At 60.9% G+C, this 18,271-nt stretch carries 16 protein-coding genes; 8 read left to right on the top strand and 8 right to left on the bottom strand.

From position 1 onward, the window contains the following. The 4 genes from Q8Q83_RS06545 to Q8Q83_RS06530 all read right to left on the bottom strand — a co-directional run. Positions 1–884 (bottom strand): Orn/Lys/Arg decarboxylase N-terminal domain-containing protein (locus Q8Q83_RS06545; protein ID WP_305622193.1); only part of this gene is annotated, 884 nt, incomplete at its 3' end. A gap of 394 nt (positions 885–1,278) precedes the next feature. Further along, complete coding sequence (dnaQ, locus tag Q8Q83_RS06540; protein ID WP_305622191.1) at positions 1,279–2,022, bottom strand: DNA polymerase III subunit epsilon; 744 nt, start codon at positions 2,020–2,022, stop codon at positions 1,279–1,281. Further along, positions 2,015–2,467, bottom strand: a complete 453-nt coding sequence (gene rnhA, locus Q8Q83_RS06535; RefSeq protein ID WP_305622189.1) for a ribonuclease HI — start codon at positions 2,465–2,467, stop codon at positions 2,015–2,017. The genes dnaQ and rnhA overlap by 8 nt, the downstream gene beginning before the upstream one ends. A gap of 50 nt (positions 2,468–2,517) precedes the next feature. Then, complete coding sequence (locus Q8Q83_RS06530; protein WP_305622188.1) at positions 2,518–3,279, bottom strand: class I SAM-dependent methyltransferase; 762 nt, start codon at positions 3,277–3,279, stop codon at positions 2,518–2,520. A 75-nt stretch (positions 3,280–3,354) separates the two neighbouring features. Here Q8Q83_RS06530 and gloB point away from each other — a divergent pair, with 75 nt between their 5' ends. Next, positions 3,355–4,128 carry a hydroxyacylglutathione hydrolase gene (gene gloB, locus Q8Q83_RS06525; protein ID WP_305622186.1) on the top strand — a complete coding sequence of 258 codons (774 nt, stop codon included), beginning with the start codon at positions 3,355–3,357 and terminating at the stop codon, positions 4,126–4,128. A 99-nt stretch (positions 4,129–4,227) separates the two neighbouring features. Beyond that, on the top strand, positions 4,228–5,790 hold the full coding sequence (locus tag Q8Q83_RS06520; RefSeq protein ID WP_305622184.1) for a lytic transglycosylase domain-containing protein: 1,563 nt from the start codon (positions 4,228–4,230) through the stop codon (positions 5,788–5,790). On the opposite strand, the gene Q8Q83_RS06515 is transcribed toward Q8Q83_RS06520, so the two are convergent. Beyond that, complete coding sequence (locus Q8Q83_RS06515) at positions 5,791–7,215, bottom strand: HDOD domain-containing protein (RefSeq protein ID WP_371132372.1); 1,425 nt, start codon at positions 7,213–7,215, stop codon at positions 5,791–5,793. 161 nt (positions 7,216–7,376) lie between these two features. Between Q8Q83_RS06515 and Q8Q83_RS06510 the strand changes: the two genes are divergently transcribed. The 6 genes from Q8Q83_RS06510 to fabI are packed head-to-tail and all read left to right on the top strand — an operon-like array spanning position 7,377 to position 15,577. Continuing rightward, positions 7,377–9,206, top strand: a complete 1,830-nt coding sequence (locus Q8Q83_RS06510; RefSeq protein ID WP_305622195.1) for an extracellular solute-binding protein — start codon at positions 7,377–7,379, stop codon at positions 9,204–9,206. Next, the gene (locus tag Q8Q83_RS06505; RefSeq protein WP_305622180.1) at positions 9,203–11,047 is read left to right on the top strand and encodes an extracellular solute-binding protein; all 1,845 of its coding nucleotides are present in this window, start codon (positions 9,203–9,205) and stop codon (positions 11,045–11,047) included. Before Q8Q83_RS06510 ends, Q8Q83_RS06505 begins: the two co-directional genes overlap by 4 nt. Before the next feature lies 1 nt (position 11,048). Then, positions 11,049–12,122: a microcin C ABC transporter permease YejB gene (locus tag Q8Q83_RS06500; protein ID WP_305622178.1), complete on the top strand. Its 1,074-nt coding sequence runs from the start codon at positions 11,049–11,051 to the stop codon at positions 12,120–12,122. A gap of 1 nt (position 12,123) precedes the next feature. Then, complete coding sequence (locus tag Q8Q83_RS06495) at positions 12,124–13,143, top strand: ABC transporter permease (protein ID WP_305622176.1); 1,020 nt, start codon at positions 12,124–12,126, stop codon at positions 13,141–13,143. A 1-nt stretch (position 13,144) separates the two neighbouring features. Beyond that, positions 13,145–14,752, top strand: a complete 1,608-nt coding sequence (locus Q8Q83_RS06490) for an ABC transporter ATP-binding protein (RefSeq protein ID WP_305622174.1) — start codon at positions 13,145–13,147, stop codon at positions 14,750–14,752. Between the two features lie 30 nt (positions 14,753–14,782). After that, positions 14,783–15,577 (top strand): enoyl-ACP reductase FabI, encoded by a 795-nt coding sequence (gene fabI, locus Q8Q83_RS06485; RefSeq protein WP_305622172.1) that lies wholly within the window; start codon positions 14,783–14,785, stop codon positions 15,575–15,577. A gap of 67 nt (positions 15,578–15,644) precedes the next feature. Here fabI and Q8Q83_RS06480 read toward each other — a convergent pair whose 3' ends face one another. The 3 genes from Q8Q83_RS06480 to Q8Q83_RS20190 all read right to left on the bottom strand — a co-directional run. Beyond that, positions 15,645–17,519 carry a SurA N-terminal domain-containing protein gene (locus Q8Q83_RS06480; protein ID WP_305622171.1) on the bottom strand — a complete coding sequence of 625 codons (1,875 nt, stop codon included), beginning with the start codon at positions 17,517–17,519 and terminating at the stop codon, positions 15,645–15,647. A gap of 222 nt (positions 17,520–17,741) precedes the next feature. Next, complete coding sequence (gene hupB, locus Q8Q83_RS06475; RefSeq protein ID WP_010490206.1) at positions 17,742–18,014, bottom strand: nucleoid-associated protein HU-beta; 273 nt, start codon at positions 18,012–18,014, stop codon at positions 17,742–17,744. Positions 18,015–18,151: 137 nt separating this feature from the next. Next, positions 18,152–18,271: hypothetical protein (locus Q8Q83_RS20190; RefSeq protein ID WP_371132373.1), on the bottom strand; the 120-nt coding region annotated here is incomplete at its 5' end.

Genomic DNA, 18,271 nt, shown 5'->3' with positions numbered 1-18,271 from the left:
GGAATAGGCCCGATAATGCCCAGTTCGTTACGCTCCGGGCACAGGTACAGCGGTATGGCCCCGGTCATGATGATCGAATGCAGGATCGACTTGTGGCAGTTGCGGTCGACCAGCACCAGATCATCACGGCCGACCATGGAGTGCCAGACGATCTTGTTCGCCGTCGAGGTGCCGTTGATCACGAAGTAGGTGTGGTCCGCACCGAAGTTGCGCGCGGCGCGGGCCTCGGCCTCGGCCAGGGGGCCGGTATGATCGAGCAGCGAGCCCAGTTCCGGCACCGACACGGACAGGTCGGAACGCAGGGTGTTCTCACCGAAAAACTGGTGGAACGCCTGCCCCACCGGGCTCTTGCGATAGGCCACGCCGCCGCCGTGACCCGGCGTATGCCAGGAGTAGTTGGATTGCGCGGTGTGCTGCACCAGGGCCTTGAAGAACGGCGGCAGCAGGCAATCCAGGTAATTGCGCGCAGCGCGGGCGACCTGGCGGGCGAGGAAAGGCACAGTATCCTCGAACAGATAGAGGATGCCGCGCAGCTGGTTGAGGTCGGCCATGGCTTCGGCCGGTGCATTCTCGATGGTCACCTGCTCGCCCAGGGCGAAGATCGGCAGCTGCGGCGCGCGCCGGCGGGCGATGCGGATCAGCTCGACCATGTCCTGCAGCAGGTGCTTGTTCTCCCCGGCCCCCTCGGCGGCGACCAGGATGCAGGCCAGGCCGTGGTGGGTGGAGGCGACTATGCGCCCCTCGGCGGAGCTGGCGGTGGAGAGAATGCTGAAGCCGTCCTGCTCCAGTTCATGGGCGATGGCGCGCACCCGATCACCGGCCACGGTATCGGCCTTGATGTCACGGTGCACGATCAGGACGGGGAATTTGAGGTCTTTATACATTGTGGCGTCCCTGAATGTGACAGGTCCGAGCCTGCCTATCACCCCAGGGTAGAGGCTCGCCTCGTCAGGCGGAACCCCCACTGCGTGACGCTGTACGAAAAGGTCGCGAGGGGATAACTCGTTAGGGTCTGTTACCGTTTCAGCACGACCGCGCCGGAGCCTGTTTTAGCGCGAGGCAAGGCACGAGACGCGAAGTTTGGTTGTTCCAAATGAGTGTCGAGAAACGCCGCATCGCGCTAAAACAGGCCCGGCCCTTCGGGTTGCGCGCAGAATCTCGCCATGCGGTGTTGTGGGACTTGGCAAGGGAACACCATTCCCTGCGTCCCACGCCTAGCCTGGCGAGATTTTGCGCGGCAACGCGGCTCGCGATGAAACGGCAACAGACCCTAGGCTCTCAGGCCTCGGCTTTGGGCTGTTCCAGCTGCACCCAGAGCGGCGGTGCGCCGGCGGATTTCTCGATGATGGCCAGGCGCGCCTGGTGGGCGGCCAACTCTTCACTAGTTGCCTGGATCACCCGGGTGCGTTGACGTTCGGCGGGCAGGCGGCGAATAGCGCTGGGTTGCTGGCGCCCGTTGCTGTCGCCTTCGGAGCCGTCGCCGGCCAGGGACAGATTGGTCTGCCCACCGGTCATGGTCAGGTAGACGTCGGCGAGGATCTCGGCGTCGAGCAGTGCGCCGTGCAGGTCACGCCCGGAGTTGTCGACGCCATAGCGCTTGCACAAGGCATCGAGGTTGTTGCGCTGCCCAGGATGGCGCTCGCGGGCCATCAGCAGGGTGTCGAGGATCGAGCAGTGCTCGCTGATGTCGGCGCGGTCCTGCTGCTTGATCAGGGCGAACTCGTTGTTGATAAAGCCAAGGTCGAACGCCGCGTTGTGGATGATCAGCTGCGCGCCCTTGATGAACTCGAAGAACTCCTCGGCGATTTCCTTGAAGCGCGGCTTGTCCTGGACGAATTCGTTGGTGATGCCGTGGACCGCGATGGCGCCTTCATCGATCTCGCGATCCGGCTGCAGGTAGACGTGGAAGTGCCGCCCGGTCAAACGCCGGCCGATCAGTTCGACGCAGCCGATTTCAATGATCCGGTGGCCATCGCCCACCGGCATGCCGGTGGTTTCGGTATCGAGAACTACACTACGCACGCTTCAAACTCCTCACATCGTCTACACCGCGATTGGCCAGTTGGTCGGCCCGCTCGTTACCCGGATGACCGGTATGGCCGCGCACCCATTGCCAGGTGACCTTGTGCCGGTTGACCTGCTCATCCAGCTGCTGCCACAGGTCGGCATTCTTCACCGGTTGCTTGGCGGCGGTTTTCCAGCCGCGTTTCTTCCAGTTAGGCATCCAGTCCTGAATCCCCTGCATGACGTACTGGGAGTCGGTGACCAGACGCACATCGCACTCACGCTTCAGCTCGGCCAGGGCGCGAATGGCGGCGGTCAGCTCCATGCGGTTATTGGTGGTCTCGGCCTCGCCGCCCCACAGCTCTTTTTCCACACCCTTGAAAATCAGCAGCGCGCCCCAGCCACCAACGCCGGGATTGCCCTTGCAGGCACCATCGGTGTAGATCTCGACCTGTTCACTCATGCTGTCCACTCATGTAGCTGCCATCTCTCACTCAATTAATTCGGTCGATTCTACTTGCGCGGCGTCTCGCGCCGGCTGACCTTGGCCACCGGCATCGGCACCAGCTTGCCCATGGGCTGACGGCTGGGCTGGCGCAAGGGACGCAAGCCCACCACCAACTTGCGCGCCACCAGGACATAGAAGCCGCCGCCCGGCAGCTGCCAGGCCGCGCCCAAAGCTTCCAGCCCCGCCAAGCGGCTCTGCCAGGCGCTCGCAGAAAGCGGCGGACGATAGCACCCGAAGCGGCGTTTCTCCAGCGCGAAGCCCAGCAGGTGCAGCCAGTCGCTGACCCGGCTGGGCGCAATGCATCGCGCCTGCCGCAAGGCATCGCGGGTAACGAAGTGACGCAGGCCCCAGGCGCTCATCGGGTTGACCCCAACTATCAGCAGGTGGCCGCCCGGCCTTACGCTGCGCGCCGCTTCGCGCAGCAGACCATGGGGCGACAGGCTGAAGTCCAGACCGTGCTGCAACAGCACCACGTCGGCCGCATGCTCGGTCAGGGGCCAGGATTGCTCCTCGCAGACGATTTCCACTCCACTGAAGGGGGCGCCGAGGCGCACGCTGCGTTGGATTTGCCGGGCATCGGGAATCGGCTGCGCCGATGGCCCGTAATGCACCAGATAACCGCCGAAGAAGCGCGCCAACTCTTCCTCCAACAGCAGCCGTTCCTGCTCCAACAGCAACTGCCCGAGCGGGCCGTTGAACCAGTTGCGCGCCCGGCCTATCAGGCTGAGCCAATCGCTATCGGCCAGGGCAAAAGGGTGATCAGACATAAGGATTGCCTAAGTAGTCAGCACCGCCAATGAGACCTAAGATGCACCTTTACCGCCCGCTTAGCGACCCACAGCATGATAAAAATCGACGCCCTGCCCGCATTCTCCGACAACTATATATGGTTGCTGCAAGACCCCGAGCAGCGCCGCTGCGCGGTAGTCGACCCCGGCGATGCGGCGCCCGTCGAAGCCTGGCTCAAGGCCCATGCGGGCTGGCAGCTGAGCGATATCCTGATCACCCACCACCACTTCGACCATATCGGCGGCATCGAACGCCTGAAGGCGCTGAGCGGAGCCCGAGTGCTGGGTCCCGCCAAGGAAAAGATTCCCGGCCGCGACCTGGCGCTCAGCGAAGGCGAGCAAGTAGAGGTGCTCGGCCACAGTTTCAAGGTCATCGAAGTGCCCGGCCATACCCTGGGCCATATCGCCTATTACCAGGCCCAGCAACATTGGCTGTTCTGTGGCGACACCCTGTTTGCCGCCGGCTGCGGCCGCCTGTTCGAAGGTACGCCGCAACAGATGCACGACTCCCTGGGCCGCCTGGCCGCCCTGCCGGAACAGACCCTGGTGTTCTGCACCCATGAGTACACACTGAGCAACCTGCGCTTTGCCGCGACCGTCGAGCCGCATAACGCCCAGATCAGGCAGCGCCTGGAACAGGTCAGCGCCTGGCGTGCAGTTGGGCAGATCAGCCTGCCCTCGAGCCTCGCCCTGGAGCGTGCCACCAATCCATTTCTGCGCAGCGCCGAGGCCGCTGTGCAAGAGAAAATCGACGAACGCGAAGGCCCCCGGCAACGCTCCAGCAGCCAGGTGTTCGCCGCCCTGCGGGCCTGGAAAGATAATTTCTAAAAGCACGAACACCACACAAAAGACTGGTTAAAACTTGACCAACTCCCTGCTGCTTCCTAGAATCCCCCGATCTTTGCGCCGGGAATAACACCACCTCCAATGTCTTTATCACCACGCAAGTCCTTGCATTTAAAGGCATTGGCACAAAGCTCCCAAGCGCTTGTGGTGGTGTTCTGCCTAACCCTCGCCGGCTGTCAGAGCCTGAGCGATAAGAATGCCAATGACCAGGGGCGCGATACCGACCGGGCCGTCGGCCTCGAGCAAGAGCCCGAGTGGCTGACCGACAGCATCAAGGCGCAGCGCCCCGAAGAGCCCAAGGACATCTGGGAACGCGTACGCAACGGTTACCAACTGCAAGACAACATCACCCTCAATCCGCGCATCGAACAGCAGCGCCTGTGGTTCGTCAGCAATCCCTCTTTTATCGAGAAAGCCGGCGAGCGCAGCAGCCCCTATATCCACTTTATCGTCGAGCGCCTGGAACAGCGCAATATGCCGATGGAGCTGGCCCTGCTGCCGATGATCGAGAGTTCCTACAACCCGCTGGCCTACTCCCCGGCCAATGCGGTTGGCCTGTGGCAATTTATCCCTTCGACCGGGCGCAACTTCAATCTGCGGCAAACCAACTGGTACGACGGCCGGCGCGATGTGATGGCCTCGACCGATGCGGCCATCAGCTACCTGACGCGCCTGAAGGAAATGTTCAACGGCGACTGGTTGCTCGCCCTCGCCGCCTATAACGCCGGCGAAGGTCGGGTCAGCCGGGCGATTGAGCGCAACCAGAAACTCGGCTTGCCGACCGACTACTGGAACCTGTCACTGCCGAGCGAAACCCAGAACTATGTGCCCAAGCTGCTGGCCCTGGCACAGGTAGTGATGGCTCCACAGGCCTATGGCGTCAACCTTGACCCTATTGCCAATGAGCCCTATTTCGAGAAAGTCGTATTCAAACAGCGTATGGACCTGTCGCGGGTTGCCGCCATGGCCGACCTGGATGAAGAGGAGCTCTACCTGCTCAACCCCGCCTTCAAGAAAGGCGTGACCCTGGACGGCCCCCAACACCTGCTGGTGCCCACCGACAAGGCGGAATTGTTGACCGCCAACCTGTCGTTGATGAAACTCCAGGAACAGGTGGACTGGCAGCAATACCGGGTGCGCGCCGGCGATAGCCTGCATGGCATCGCCAACCGCTATCAGCTGACCGTCAATACCCTCAAGGACATCAACAAGCTCTCCGGCAATAGCCTGCGTGTAGGCCAAACCCTGAGCATTCCCGCCCAACCTGGTGTGCAGCCACGGGAGCCGGTGTTTCAACGCTCAACCCCATACAGCGAGCCGGCACGCTCCTATCGGGTAAAGAGCGGTGACAACCTCTGGCAAATCGCGAAAAATCATCGGGTTTCGGTCAAGGATATGCGCCGCTGGAACAAGCTCTCGGGCAATAGCTTGCGGGTCGGCCAGGTGCTGACGCTGCAGAATGGCAAGGCGCCAACTGCGAGCGGCGCACGCAGCAGCACGACCTATTACAAAGTGCGCCATGGCGATTCGCTGTACCTGATCGCCAAGCGCTTCAAAGTGCCGATGAAGAGCCTGCAAAGCTGGAACCCCAAAGCCGGCAAAGCCCTCAAGCCAGGGCAGACGCTGACGCTCTACGTACCCTGATCAGCTCTTCTTGCTCAAGGCATCCAGGCAGCGCCCGGTCAGCTGGGTAAAGCGCTGAAAGGCCACGAACTGCTCATGCTTCAATGCCCGTCCGGAGACCCGGCCATCGGCATAGATCACACCGATTTCCCGCTTGCCGGCCAGCAAGGGCGCAATAAAGAACATACCCTGGCCCAGGCGCTGGCGAATCGGCTGGGTCACCAGCTCGGCGAGGTTGTAGCTGGCCGGCACCCCCATCCATAAGGTTTCCTTGTTGCGCAGCACATAGCTGAAGATATGCCGCTGCTCCGGTTGCTCGACCGGCAGGAGAAAATCACTCAAGCCATTTTCCGTGCCCTCGCCCACTACCCGCTTGGCGCGGAAACAGCTCTGCCCATCGGCCAAGACCACCAGCATCACCCGTTCCAGCCCGGCCCCTTGATGCAGGCCCTTGAGCAAGGTATCCAGGATGGTGCCGACATCGCCGCGCTGCACCGCCATCTGCCCAAGATCCTGCAAGGCTTGCTGCAACACCAGCAGATTGGGTTGCAACAGGCGGGCCTTGCGCTGTTCCTGCTGCAGGCGAATCAGCTCGGGATCGGTGTTGGGAATCAACTTGCCCAGTTCGCTGGCGCCGAAGGTCGCGGCCACCTTGACCGCCTCATCGGCGCTGGCCAGCACCTGCTGCATGGCCTCCTCGGTGCTGACGCCGATCAGGATCGCCATCTCGCCGACCAGCTTCTCCATAGCCGCAGAATCCCAGCCATCCAGCGCCGCCTCGCTGATGCGCGCACCCAGATTGACCGCGCGCACGGCCGGATCGTTATGGTTGGCGCTGTTATGGGCCAGACTGACAATCCCTCCCAGGTTCCAGCTTTTCACCAAGCCCTGGGTCAGCTGACGAAAGCTGGTGCCGAGCACCTCCATCACCGCATCGTCGCTATCGACACCGGGCTGAGCCAGGGCGCTGGACAACTCATCGGCCTGAACATCGGCGCAGCCCCAAAAAGCCAGCTCACCGATGTTATTCAGCAAGGCCGCGACAAAGACTTCTTCCTCATGCTTGGCCAGCACGTAGCCGGCGATATTGCGCGCCTGCACGGCGGCATGAAAGGAGCGCGCCAACAACTCCTCCAATTGATTGCGGGAAGCGCGGCCCAACAGGCCATCGATCAGACTCACCGACAGGCCGATCTGACGCACATTGTCGAAACCGATCAAGACGATGGCGCGGGAAATAGTGCGGATCGTTTCTTGGGAAGGGTTGTAGTAGGCGCTATTGCCAATGCGCAGCACCTTGGAGGTCAAGGACGCATCACGCAGCAGCACATCGGCCAATTGCTGGACCGATGACTTCCCAGTTAGGGTCAGTCGGTGCAAATCTTGCACCACCGCAGCGAGGGCGGGCAATTCAGCTTGGTTGAATCTTTCAATCCATGAATGCAAACCATGGCTACGTGTACCCAAGATCTTCGCCTCGCAATTGGTTGCTCTAGTGTAGTCAAACAGTTAAGCGCTGGTTGTACTGCTCTTTTTCCAGCGGATACAAGCTGTTACTGTACCTGACTAGCAGCCCATAAGACGCCACGGATCGGATATTTCACTTGATACGTCCCCTCCTCTCGCTGTTCCTCTGCCTGGTCGTCAGCCTGCCGGCCTGGGCGACTCTTCGCGAAAGTCACGGCTATGCCCAATTCGGCAAGCTCAAGTACTCCGCCAGCTTTACCCATTTCGCCTGGGTCAATCCCGAAGCACCCAAGGGCGGCACCCTGCGAATCATGGCCTCGGGCAGCTTCGATACCCTGAACCCCTACACCTTCAAGGGCAGCAGCCCGGTCAGCACGGCCAACTTCCTGCAGTACGGCGTCAATGAACTCAACGCCCCGCTGATGGTGGGCACCGGCGGTTACGATCCCTCGGGCGACGAGCCCACCTCCAGTTATGGCTTGATCGCCAAGACTGTCGAATACAGCGAAGACCGCAGCTGGGTGGTGTTCAACCTGCGCCCCGAGGCGCGCTTTCACGATGGCAAGCCCATCACCGCCTATGACGTGGCCTTCTCCTACAGGCTGTTGCTCAAGGAGGGCCACCCGCAGTACCGCACCAATCTGCAGGAAGTGCAGCGGGTGGATATTCTCAACCGCCACCGCATTCGCTTCGTCTTCAAGCGCGCCGGCAATCCGCTGCTGATCCTGCGCCTGGGCGAGCTGCCGGTGTTGCCGCAACACTACTGGAAAGACCGCGATTTCAAGATCACCACCTATGAGACGCCACTGGGCAGCGGGCCCTACCGCATTACCCAGGTAAACCCCGGGCGCAGTCTGACCTTCGAGCGGGTCAAGGACTGGTGGGGCACGGACTTGCCGGTCAATCGCGGCAAATACAATTTCGACCGGGTCGAAGTGGAGTTCTACCGCGACAGCCATGTGGCCTTCGAAGCCTTCAAGGCCGGCGAATTCGATTTCTATATCGAGCAACAGGCGAAGAACTGGGCCAGCGGTTATCGCTTCCCCGCCCTGACCCGTGGCGAGGTGATCAAGGCGGAAATCCCGCACAAGATCCCCACCCAGACCCAAGCGCTGTTTATGAACACCAGGCGCGCGGTCTTTGCCGAGCGCAAGGTGCGCGAAGCCATGGGTCTGATGTTCGACTTCGAATGGGCCAACCGCGCGCTGTTCAACAGCTCCTATACACGGGCCAAGAGCTACTACCCCAACAGTGAGTTCTCCGCCACCGGCAAGCCGGAAGGCGCCGAATGGCTGCTGCTGTCGCCCTATCGCAAGCTGCTGCAGGAGCGACTATTTACCGAGCCCTTCGAGGTGCCGCACACCGATGGCCGCGGCATTCCCCGGGAAACCTTGCGCCGCGCCCTGGGTCTATTGGCCGAGGCGGGCTGGAAGCCATCCGGGCAACGCCTGCTGAATAGCCAGGGCGAACCCCTGCGTTTCGAGATATTGCTGGTCAACCCGAACCTTGAGCGTATTCTCCAGCCCTTTACGGAAAACCTCGCCAGCATCGGCATTCAGGCCAACCTGCGCACCGTCGATCGTGCCCAGTACAAACAACGCCTGGATCAATTCGACTTCGACATGATCCTATTGACCATGCCGCAGACCCTGAGCCCTGGCCTGGAGCAGTCGCTGTACTTCCACTCCAGTCAGGCCAACATCAAGGGCGGCAAGAACTATGCGGGCGTCAAGCACCCGGTGGTGGACGGCCTGATCGAGCAGTTGCTGTCCGCGCAGACGCGAGACCAGCAGGTCGCCGCGACCCGGGCCCTCGACCGCGTGCTGCTCTGGGAGCACTACAGCATCCCCAATTGGTATATCGATTATCACCGTCTGGCGTACCGCAACCGATTTGCCTTCGTCACCACCCCGCCCTATACCCTGGGCCTGCGCACCTGGTGGCTGAAATCCTTGGAGAACGCTGAATGACCTATGCATTGCGCGCCTTGCAAGCCCTGGGCAGTGGCATCCTGCTACTCGGCCTTGCCGGACTGGCCCAGGCCGCCCCCAAACACGCGCAGACCCTATATGACGAGCCGCCCAAGTACCCGGCCAACTTTAAGCACTTCGCCTACGTAAACCCGGACGCGCCCAAAGGCGGCAGTTTCCGTCAGGCCGGCTTCGGTGGCTTCGACAGCCTCAACCCCTTTATCAATAAGGGCGTAGCCGCCGACGACCTCGGCCTGATTTACGACACCCTGACCCATCACAGCCTGGATGAACCCTTTACCGAGTACGGCCTGGTCGCGGCAAAAATCGAGAAGGCTCCGGACAACGCCTGGGTACGCTTTTATCTGCGCCCCGAGGCGCGTTTCCACGACGGCCAGCCGATCACCGCCGAAGACGTCAAATTCACCTTCGAAACCCTGATGAGCAAAGGCGCCCCCACTTACCGCGGCTACTACGCCGATGTCGATCGGGTCGAGGTCGAAGGGCCGCGCAAGGTACGCTTTATCTTCAAACGTGCCGGCAACCGCGAACTGCCGCTGATCATCGGTCAGTTGCCGGTGCTGCCCAAGCACTGGTGGGCCACCCGCGATTTCAGCAAGAGCAATCTGGAAATACCCCTGGGCAGCGGCCCCTACCGGATCGCCGATGTGCAAGCCGGGCGCTCGATTCGCTATGAACGGGTCAAGGACTGGTGGGGCAAGGATCTGCCGGTCAGTCGTGGTTTCTACAACTTCGATATCCGCCAGATCGACTATTACCGCGACAACACAGTAGCCCTGGAAGCGCTCAAGGCCAGGCAGTTCGACTATTGGCTGGAAACCAGCGCAAAGAACTGGGCCACCGCCTACGACATTGCTGCGGTTGCCAACGGCCAACTGGTCAAGGAAGAAATCGACAACCACAACCCAACCGGCATGCAGGGCTTTATCTTCAATATCCGCCGCCCATTGTTTCAGGACCCGCGGGTGCGTGAAGCCCTGGGCCTGCTGTTCGACTTCGAATGGGCCAACCGGCAGCTGTTCAATGGCGCCTACACCCGCACCCGCAGCTACTTCGACAATTCCGAACTGGCCGCAAGCGGCCTGCCCACTGCCGGCGAACTGAAGCTGCTGGAGCCCCTGCGCAAACAGATAGCGCCGCAGGTCTTTACCCATGAGTATCAACCGCCGGTCAGCGACGGCAGTGGCATCATCCGCGAGCAGCAGCGCCGCGCCTATCAGCTGCTGCAGGAAGCCGGTTGGCGCGTCGAAGGCGACCAGATGCTGGATACCGAGGGCAAAGCCGTCAGCTTCGAATTCCTCCTGGCGCAAACCGAGTTCGAGCGGGTGCTGCTGCCGTTCAAGCGCAACCTGGCGGACCTCGGCATCGAGTTGGTGATTCGCCGGGTCGATGTATCCCAGTACATCAATCGTCTGCGCTCACGGGATTTCGACCTGATCGTCGGCGGCTTCGGCCAATCCAACTCGCCCGGCAACGAGCAGCGCGAATACTGGCACTCCAGCAGCGCCGACAACCCCGGCAGCCGCAACTTTATCGGCTTGAAGGACCCGGCCGTGGACCAATTGGTCGACGGTCTGATCAATGCCCACTCACGACAAAGTCTGATCACCCATACCCGCGCCCTCGACCGCGTACTGCTCTGGGGCCACTACGTGATCCCCAACTGGCATATCAAGACCTGGCGCGTGGCCTACTGGAAGCGCTTCGAGCATCCCAAGGTCACCCCGCAGTACGACATTGGCCTGAGCACCTGGTGGGTTCGCCCGCAAGCTACCGAGGCGCAGCCGCAAGCGGCCGCCTCCACGAATCCGGAGCAATAAGATGCTGGCGTATATCTTCCGTCGCCTCTTACTGATCATTCCCACCCTGTTCGGCATCCTGCTGATCAACTTCATCATCATCCAGGCCGCCCCCGGTGGCCCGGTCGAGCAGATGATCGCCAAGCTGGAAGGCTTCGAGGGGGCCACCAGCCGGATCGCCGGCGGCGGCGCCGAAGTCTCGGTGGCCGGTTCCAACTACCGCGGCGCCCAGGGCCTGGACCCCGAGCTGGTGGCGGAAATCGAGCGCATGTACGGCTTCGACAAGCCAGCCCCGGAACGTTTCTGGCTGATGCTCAAGAGCTATGCCCAGCTCGACTTCGGTGCAAGCTTCTTCCGCGATGCCCAGGTGATCGACCTGATCATCGAGAAGATGCCGGTATCCATCTCCCTGGGGCTGTGGAGCACCTTGATCATGTACCTGGTGTCGATCCCCTTGGGAATCGCCAAGGCCACCCGGCATGGCAGCGCCTTCGACGTCTGGACCAGTTCGGCGATCATAGTCGGTTACGCGATCCCGGCCTTCCTGTTCGCCATCCTGCTGATCGTGTTATTCGCCGGCGGCAGTTACTGGGATTGGTTCCCCCTGCGCGGGCTGACCTCGAACAACTTCGACGAACTCAGCCTCGGCGGCAAACTACTCGATTACTTCTGGCACCTGGCCCTGCCCGTGACCGCCCTGGTGATAGGCAACTTCGCCACCCTGACGCTGCTGACCAAGAACAGCTTCCTCGACGAGATCAACAAGCAGTATGTGATCACCGCCCGCGCCAAGGGCCTGAGCAATGCCCGGGTGCTCTACGGCCATGTGTTCCGCAACGCCATGCTGATCATCATCGCCGGCTTTCCCTCGGCCTTTATCGGCATCTTCTTCACCGGCTCCCTGCTGATCGAGGTGATTTTCTCCCTCGATGGGATGGGCCTGATGAGCTTCGAGTCGGCCATCAACCGCGACTACCCGGTGGTGTTCGGCACCCTGTTTATCTTCACCTTAGTGGGTCTGGTGGTGAAATTGATCGGCGACGTTACCTACACCCTGGTCGATCCGCGCATCGACTTCGAAAGCCGGGAGAGTTGAGATGACACTTTCCCCTATCAACCAGCGACGTTTCCAACTGTTCAAGGCCCATAAGCGCGGCTGGTGGTCGCTGTGGATCTTTCTCGCACTGTTTTTCGTCACCCTGGGCGCCGAACTGATCGCCAACGACAAACCTCTAGTCGTGCAGTACGACGGCGAACTCTACTTCCCGGTGCTCAAGCGCTACCCGGAAACCACCTTCGGCGGCGAATTCCCGCTGCAGGCCAATTACAAGAGCCCCTATATTCGGGAGCTGATCGAGGACAAGGGCGGCTGGATGCTCTGGCCGCCCATCCCCTACAGCTACTCCAGCATCAATTACGATCTGCAGGTGCCAGCCCCTGCGCCGCCTTCCGGCGAGAACTGGCTGGGCACCGATGACCAGGGCCGCGATGTACTGGCGCGGGTCATCTATGGCTTTCGCATCTCGGTGCTGTTCGCCCTGATCCTGACCCTGGCGAGCTCGCTGATCGGCGTGTTCGCCGGTGCCCTGCAGGGCTTCTACGGTGGCTGGATCGACCTGGCCGGGCAGCGTTTTCTGGAAATCTGGTCCGGCTTGCCGGTGCTCTATCTGCTGATCATCCTGGCCAGCTTCGTGCAGCCGAACTTCTGGTGGCTGCTGGGCATCATGTTGCTGTTCTCCTGGATGAGCCTGGTCGATCTCGTGCGTGCCGAGTTCCTGCGTGGGCGCAACCTGGAATATGTGCGCGCCGCCCGCGCGCTGGGCATGCAGAACGGCGCAATCATGTACCGCCATATCCTGCCCAATGCCATGGTCTCGACCATGACCTTTATGCCCTTTATCCTCACCGGCGCGATCGGCACCCTCACCGCCCTGGACTTCCTCGGCTTCGGCCTGCCGGCAGGCAGCCCGTCCCTGGGCGAACTGGTGGCCCAGGGCAAATCCAATCTGCAGGCCCCTTGGCTGGGGATGAGCGCCTTTGCCGTGCTGGGACTGATGCTGACCTTATTGGTGTTTATCGGCGAAGCGGCGCGCGACGCCTTCGACCCGAGGAAATAAGATGACCGAGTCGACCAACCTTATCGAAGTGCGCGACCTGGCCGTCGAGTTCGTCACCGGCAGCCTCAGGCAGCGCGTAGTGGAAGGCGTCAGCTTCGCTATCAAGCGTGGCGAGACCCTGGCGCTGGTCGGCGAAAGCGGCTCCGGTAAGTCGGTCACCGCCCACTCTATCCTGCGCCTGCTGCCCTATCCCCAGGCCCAGCACCCGAGCGGCAGCATTCATTACGCCGGGCAAGACCTGCTCAAGCTCAGCGAGAACAAGCTGCGTGCCATCCGCGGCAACCGCATCGCCATGGTCTTCCAGGAGCCCATGACCTCGCTGAACCCGCTGCACAGCATCGAGAAGCAGATCAACGAGGTGCTGGCCCTGCACAAAGGCCTGACCGGCAAAGCGGCCACCGCCCGCACCCTGGAATTGCTCGAGCTGGTCGGCATCCCCGAGCCGCACAAGCGCCTCAAGGCCTACCCCCACGAACTGTCGGGCGGGCAACGGCAACGGGTGATGATCGCCATGGCCCTGGCCAATGAGCCCGAGTTGCTGATCGCCGACGAGCCGACCACGGCGCTGGACGTCACCGTACAGCTTAAGATCCTCGAACTGCTCAAGGACCTGCAGGCACGCCTGGGCATGGCCATGCTGCTGATCAGCCATGACCTCAATCTGGTGCGCCGCATCGCCCATCGGGTATGTGTCATGCAGCGCGGCCACATAGTCGAACAGGCATCCTGCGACCAGCTGTTCCATGCCCCGCAACACCCTTACACCCGTGAACTGCTGGGGGCCGAACCCAGCGGCGGACCGGTTGATCAGCCGGCGGGCAAGCCGCTGCTGGAGGTCAAGGATCTGCGCGTCTGGTTCCCGATCAAGAAAGGCTTGCTGCGGCGCACCGTCGATCATGTAAAGGCGGTGGATGGCATCAATTTCAGCCTGCCCCAGGGCCATACCCTGGGAATAGTGGGCGAAAGTGGTTCGGGTAAATCCACCCTGGGCCTGGCCATTTTGCGCTTGCTGGGCAGCCAAGGCGGCATCCGCTTTCAAGGCCAAGCCCTGGATGGCCTGTCGCAACAGGAGGTGCGGCCGTTACGCCGACAGATGCAGGTGGTCTTTCAGGACCCTTTCGGCAGCCTGAGCCCGCGCATGTCGGTGGGGCAGATTGTCGGTGAGGGTTTGCAGATTCATCGCATGGGCAGCGCTGCGGAGCAGGAACAGGCCATCATCGCGGCACTGGTGGAAGTAGGTCTGGACCCGGATACCCGACACCGCTACCCCCACGAGTTCTCCGGCGGGCAACGGCAGCGGATTGCCATTGCCCGCGCCCTGGTACTGAAACCGGCGCTGATATTGTTGGACGAACCGACCTCGGCACTCGACCGCACCGTGCAGCGCCAGGTGGTCGAACTGCTGCGCTCGCTGCAGGCCAAGTACAACCTGACGTACCTGTTTATCAGCCATGACCTGGCCGTAATCAGGGCGCTGAGCCATCAGGTGATGGTGGTCAAACAGGGCAAGGTGGTGGAACAAGGCGCGGCTGCGAGTGTCTTTGCCGCGCCACAGGACATCTATACACAGCAGTTGCTGGAAGCGGCCTTTATGGCCCCAGCTGACTAATCCTTGCAGACAGGAAGAGGAATAACACACATGGGTTTTCTAAGCGGCAAGCGCGTACTGATCGTTGGCGTAGCCAGCAAACTGTCCATCGCCTCCGGCATCGCTGCGGCCATGCACCGTGAAGGCGCCGAACTGGCCTTCACCTATCAGAACGAAAAGCTCAAGGGTCGGGTCGAAGAGTTCGCCGCAGGTTGGGGCTCAAACTCCGAACTGTGCTTCCCCTGCGACGTGGCCAACGATGAGGAAATCGCCTCGGTATTCGAAGCCCTGAGCAAGAAGTGGGACGGCCTGGACTGCATCGTCCACTCGGTGGGCTTCGCCCCCGGCGATCAGCTGGATGGCGACTTCACTCAGGTCACCACCCGTGAAGGCTTCCGCATCGCTCACGATATCAGCGCCTACAGCTTCGTGGCCCTGGCCAAAGCCGGTCGCGAGATGATGAAAGGCCGCAACGGCAGCCTGCTCACCCTGTCCTACCTGGGCGCCGAGCGCACCATGCCGAACTACAACGTCATGGGCATGGCCAAGGCCAGCCTGGAAGCCGGCGTACGCTACCTGGCCGGCAGCCTCGGTCCAGAAGGCACTCGCGTCAACGCCATCTCCGCCGGCCCGATCCGCACCCTGGCGGCATCCGGTATCAAGAGCTTTCGCAAGATGCTCGCCGCCAACGAGAAGCAGACTCCGCTGCGTCGCAATGTGACCATCGACGAAGTCGGCAACGCCGGCGCGTTCCTCTGCTCCGACCTGGCCTCGGGTGTCAGCGGCGAGATCATGTACGTCGATGGCGGCTTCAACACCACCGCCATGGGCGCCATGGAAGACTGAGCCGTTAAATCTCAGGCATAAAAAGGCCGCTTAACTAAGCGGCCTTTTTTATTCAGCTTCAGCGCAATCAGAAACGCTCGATTTCCGCCGTGGCTTCCAGCTGCTTACGGAAGGCAGCAAAGTCTTGCTGACCAATACGCGAGGCCAGGAAGCGGCTGTACATGGTCTTATCCTCGTCAGACAGGGCCTGTTCAGGCTGGCTGACGCCATTCAGACGCACTAGCACCAGATCGCCGCTGGCGAGGCTGACAGAGGCGAAGTTCGGCTTGTCCGCCGCAGCAGGCTTGGGTATGCGGAACAGTGCCTGCAACACCGCAGGTTCTACACCTTCCTGGCTACGGGTGGCGGCTTCGCCCACTTGCCAAGCTTGCTTCGGATCGGCCTGCTCGAGCGGCGTTTTGCCGCTGCGCAGAGCGGCGAGAAACTCCTCGCCCTTGGCCTTGACCGCCTCGCTGGCACGCACCTTGGTCAGCTGGGCACGAATACTCTCCGCCACTTGCTCAAGGGCGAGCTGCTCGGGTTTCTTGTGCTCTTTGACGCGCACCACCACCACGGCATTAGGATCAAGTTCGATCACGTTGCTGTTGCTGCCATCTTCCAGCACTTCGGCGCTGAATGCGGCTTCGATCACTTGGCGGTTGGCAGTCAAACCTTCACCACCCTGACGCCCGAACGCCTCAGTGACCTTGACCTGCAAACCGAGCTCCTGGGCCGGCTGCGCCAGATCCGAAGCCTCGAAAGCGGCATCTTCAAGATTCTTGGCGACCTCGACAAAGCGCTGCTCAACCTGGCGAGTCTTCAGCTCGCGCTGCAGCTTCTCTTCAAGGCTGGCAAAGCTAGGTACTTCGGGAGCTTGCACGCCCAGCAGCTTGATCAGGTGCCAGCCAAACTCGCTACGCACCGGAGCCGATACGGCATTCTCGGTCAGGGCATACAGCGCCTGCTCAAAAGCCGGATCGTAAACACCAGGGCCGGCGAAGCCCAGATCGCCACCTTCGACGGCAGAGCCGGAGTCATCGGATAACTCTTTAGCCAGCGCGGCGAAGTCTTCACCCTGCTGCAGACGCTTTTGCACCTCAAGCAGCTTGGCTTTGGCCTGTTCATCGTTCAGCTTATCGCCCACTTCGACCAGAATGTGGGCCGCTCGACGTTGCTCGGCCAGATTGGCGATTTCATTTTCGTAAGCGGTTTTTAGCGCTTCGTCGCTGACTTCGACCTGATCGAAGAAGGACTCTTTATTCAGCTCGATATACTCCAGAACAACCTGCTCCGGAGTCATAAACTCGCTGGCTTGGGCCGTGTAATAGGCCTTGATGTCATCGTCGCTGAGCGTAACCGCGGCGGGATCAGCCTTGAGCGTCAGGGTCGCAAAGTCGCGGGTCTGTTTTTCAAGGCTGGCGAAGGCCTGAACTTGGGCATCGGTGACGAAGCCGCTGTTACTCAGCCCTGCCCGCAGCTGGCCGATCAGCATTTCCTGCTCGAGCATCTGACGGAATTGCAGGCGGTTGTAGCCGAGCTGACGAATCACCTGATCGAAACGCTCAGCACTGAACTGGCCATCGACAAGAAATTCGGGGGTTTTCAGAATCAGCTGGTCAAGCGCCTGCGAAGAGAAGGCGAACTTGGCATCGGTGGCACTTTGCAGCAACAAGGTGCGTTCGATAAGGCCTTTCAGGGCGGCTTCACGCAGCAGCTTCTCATCCAGCAAGGAAGCATCGAAATCCTGACCAAGCTGCTGAAGCAGCTGACGTCGCTGCATTTCAACGGCCTGAGTCAGCTCGACAGTACTGATTTTCTTGCCATTTACCGCGGCGGCATTCTGGCTATTGCTGGTACTGGTAAAAATGGCGTCGACGCCTGTCAACGCAAGCAGCGCGACAATGATGCCGATAATGGCTTTGGCAATCCAACCCTGGGAATTGTCCCTGATGTTCTGCAGCATGCGTCCCCCAGAACGACTGTACAAAATAAGCAGTCGCGCAGTGTGGGTAAAATCCGGATAGAAGAAAGGCGCATCAGTGGATGCGCCTTCTCGTAACTGGCGGAGCAGAACGAACTTAAACCAGCAGTCCGTGGTAACTCGGTACGGATCGACCGTTTGAGCTACCGCTCCGCTATCAGATCAGGCGTTAAGCTGATCTGCAGGGCAAGACCCGAAAGAGGCTTAGTTGACAGCGTCTTTCAGAGCTTTACCGGCTTTGAAGCCTGGAATCTTGGCAGCAGCGATGCTGATCGGGTTACCAGTTTGCGGATTGCGGCCAGTACGAGCGGCACGCTCTTTGACAGCGAAAGTACCGAAACCAACCAGCACTACGGAGTCACCAGCCTTCAGAGCACCAGTAACGGATTCAATTACTGCGTCCAGCGCACGGCCAGCAACAGCTTTCGGGATATCAGCAGATGCGGCGATGGCATCGATCAGTTCCGACTTGTTCACTCTTAAGTCCCCTTAATTTCTATTGAGTTTGTTTCTTGCTTTTAAGTGTAAGCAAAGCGGGTGCTGGAAGGCCTGCTGACACGATAAGAGCCGCTTTATAACAAGGGCTCTAAAATTGTGTCAAGGAAGCCCTCCGGCTAATGCGTGCTAATTCGCTCCTTGGAATCAGTCTCGCGCTTGTCATCCTGTGCAACTATCTCAGGAGCCGCATCAGGCAAGGGCTCCGGCGCGTATTGCAGCGCAATTTGCAGGACCTC

The sequence above is a fragment of the Pseudomonas sp. genome, from assembly GCF_030696055.1.
Classification (GTDB): domain Bacteria; phylum Pseudomonadota; class Gammaproteobacteria; order Pseudomonadales; family Pseudomonadaceae; genus Aquipseudomonas.
This window is presented reverse-complemented; position numbering and strand designations above follow the sequence as displayed.

Bases quoted from the DNA above. Each gene is read 5' to 3' on its own strand.
- rnhA (WP_305622189.1), bottom strand. From the start codon at position 2,467: ATGAGTGAACAGGTCGAGATCTACACCGATGGTGCCTGCAAGGGCAAT.
- Q8Q83_RS06530 (WP_305622188.1), bottom strand. From the start codon at position 3,279: ATGTCTGATCACCCTTTTGCCCTGGCCGATAGCGATTGGCTCAGCCTG.
- gloB (WP_305622186.1), top strand. From the start codon at position 3,355: ATGATAAAAATCGACGCCCTGCCCGCATTCTCCGACAACTATATATGG.
- Q8Q83_RS06520 (WP_305622184.1), top strand. From the start codon at position 4,228: ATGTCTTTATCACCACGCAAGTCCTTGCATTTAAAGGCATTGGCACAA.
- Q8Q83_RS06505 (WP_305622180.1), top strand. From the start codon at position 9,203: ATGACCTATGCATTGCGCGCCTTGCAAGCCCTGGGCAGTGGCATCCTG.
- Q8Q83_RS06500 (WP_305622178.1), top strand. From the start codon at position 11,049: ATGCTGGCGTATATCTTCCGTCGCCTCTTACTGATCATTCCCACCCTG.
- Q8Q83_RS06495 (WP_305622176.1), top strand. From the start codon at position 12,124: ATGACACTTTCCCCTATCAACCAGCGACGTTTCCAACTGTTCAAGGCC.
- Q8Q83_RS06490 (WP_305622174.1), top strand. From the start codon at position 13,145: ATGACCGAGTCGACCAACCTTATCGAAGTGCGCGACCTGGCCGTCGAG.
- fabI (WP_305622172.1), top strand. From the start codon at position 14,783: ATGGGTTTTCTAAGCGGCAAGCGCGTACTGATCGTTGGCGTAGCCAGC.
- Q8Q83_RS06480 (WP_305622171.1), bottom strand. From the start codon at position 17,519: ATGCTGCAGAACATCAGGGACAATTCCCAGGGTTGGATTGCCAAAGCC.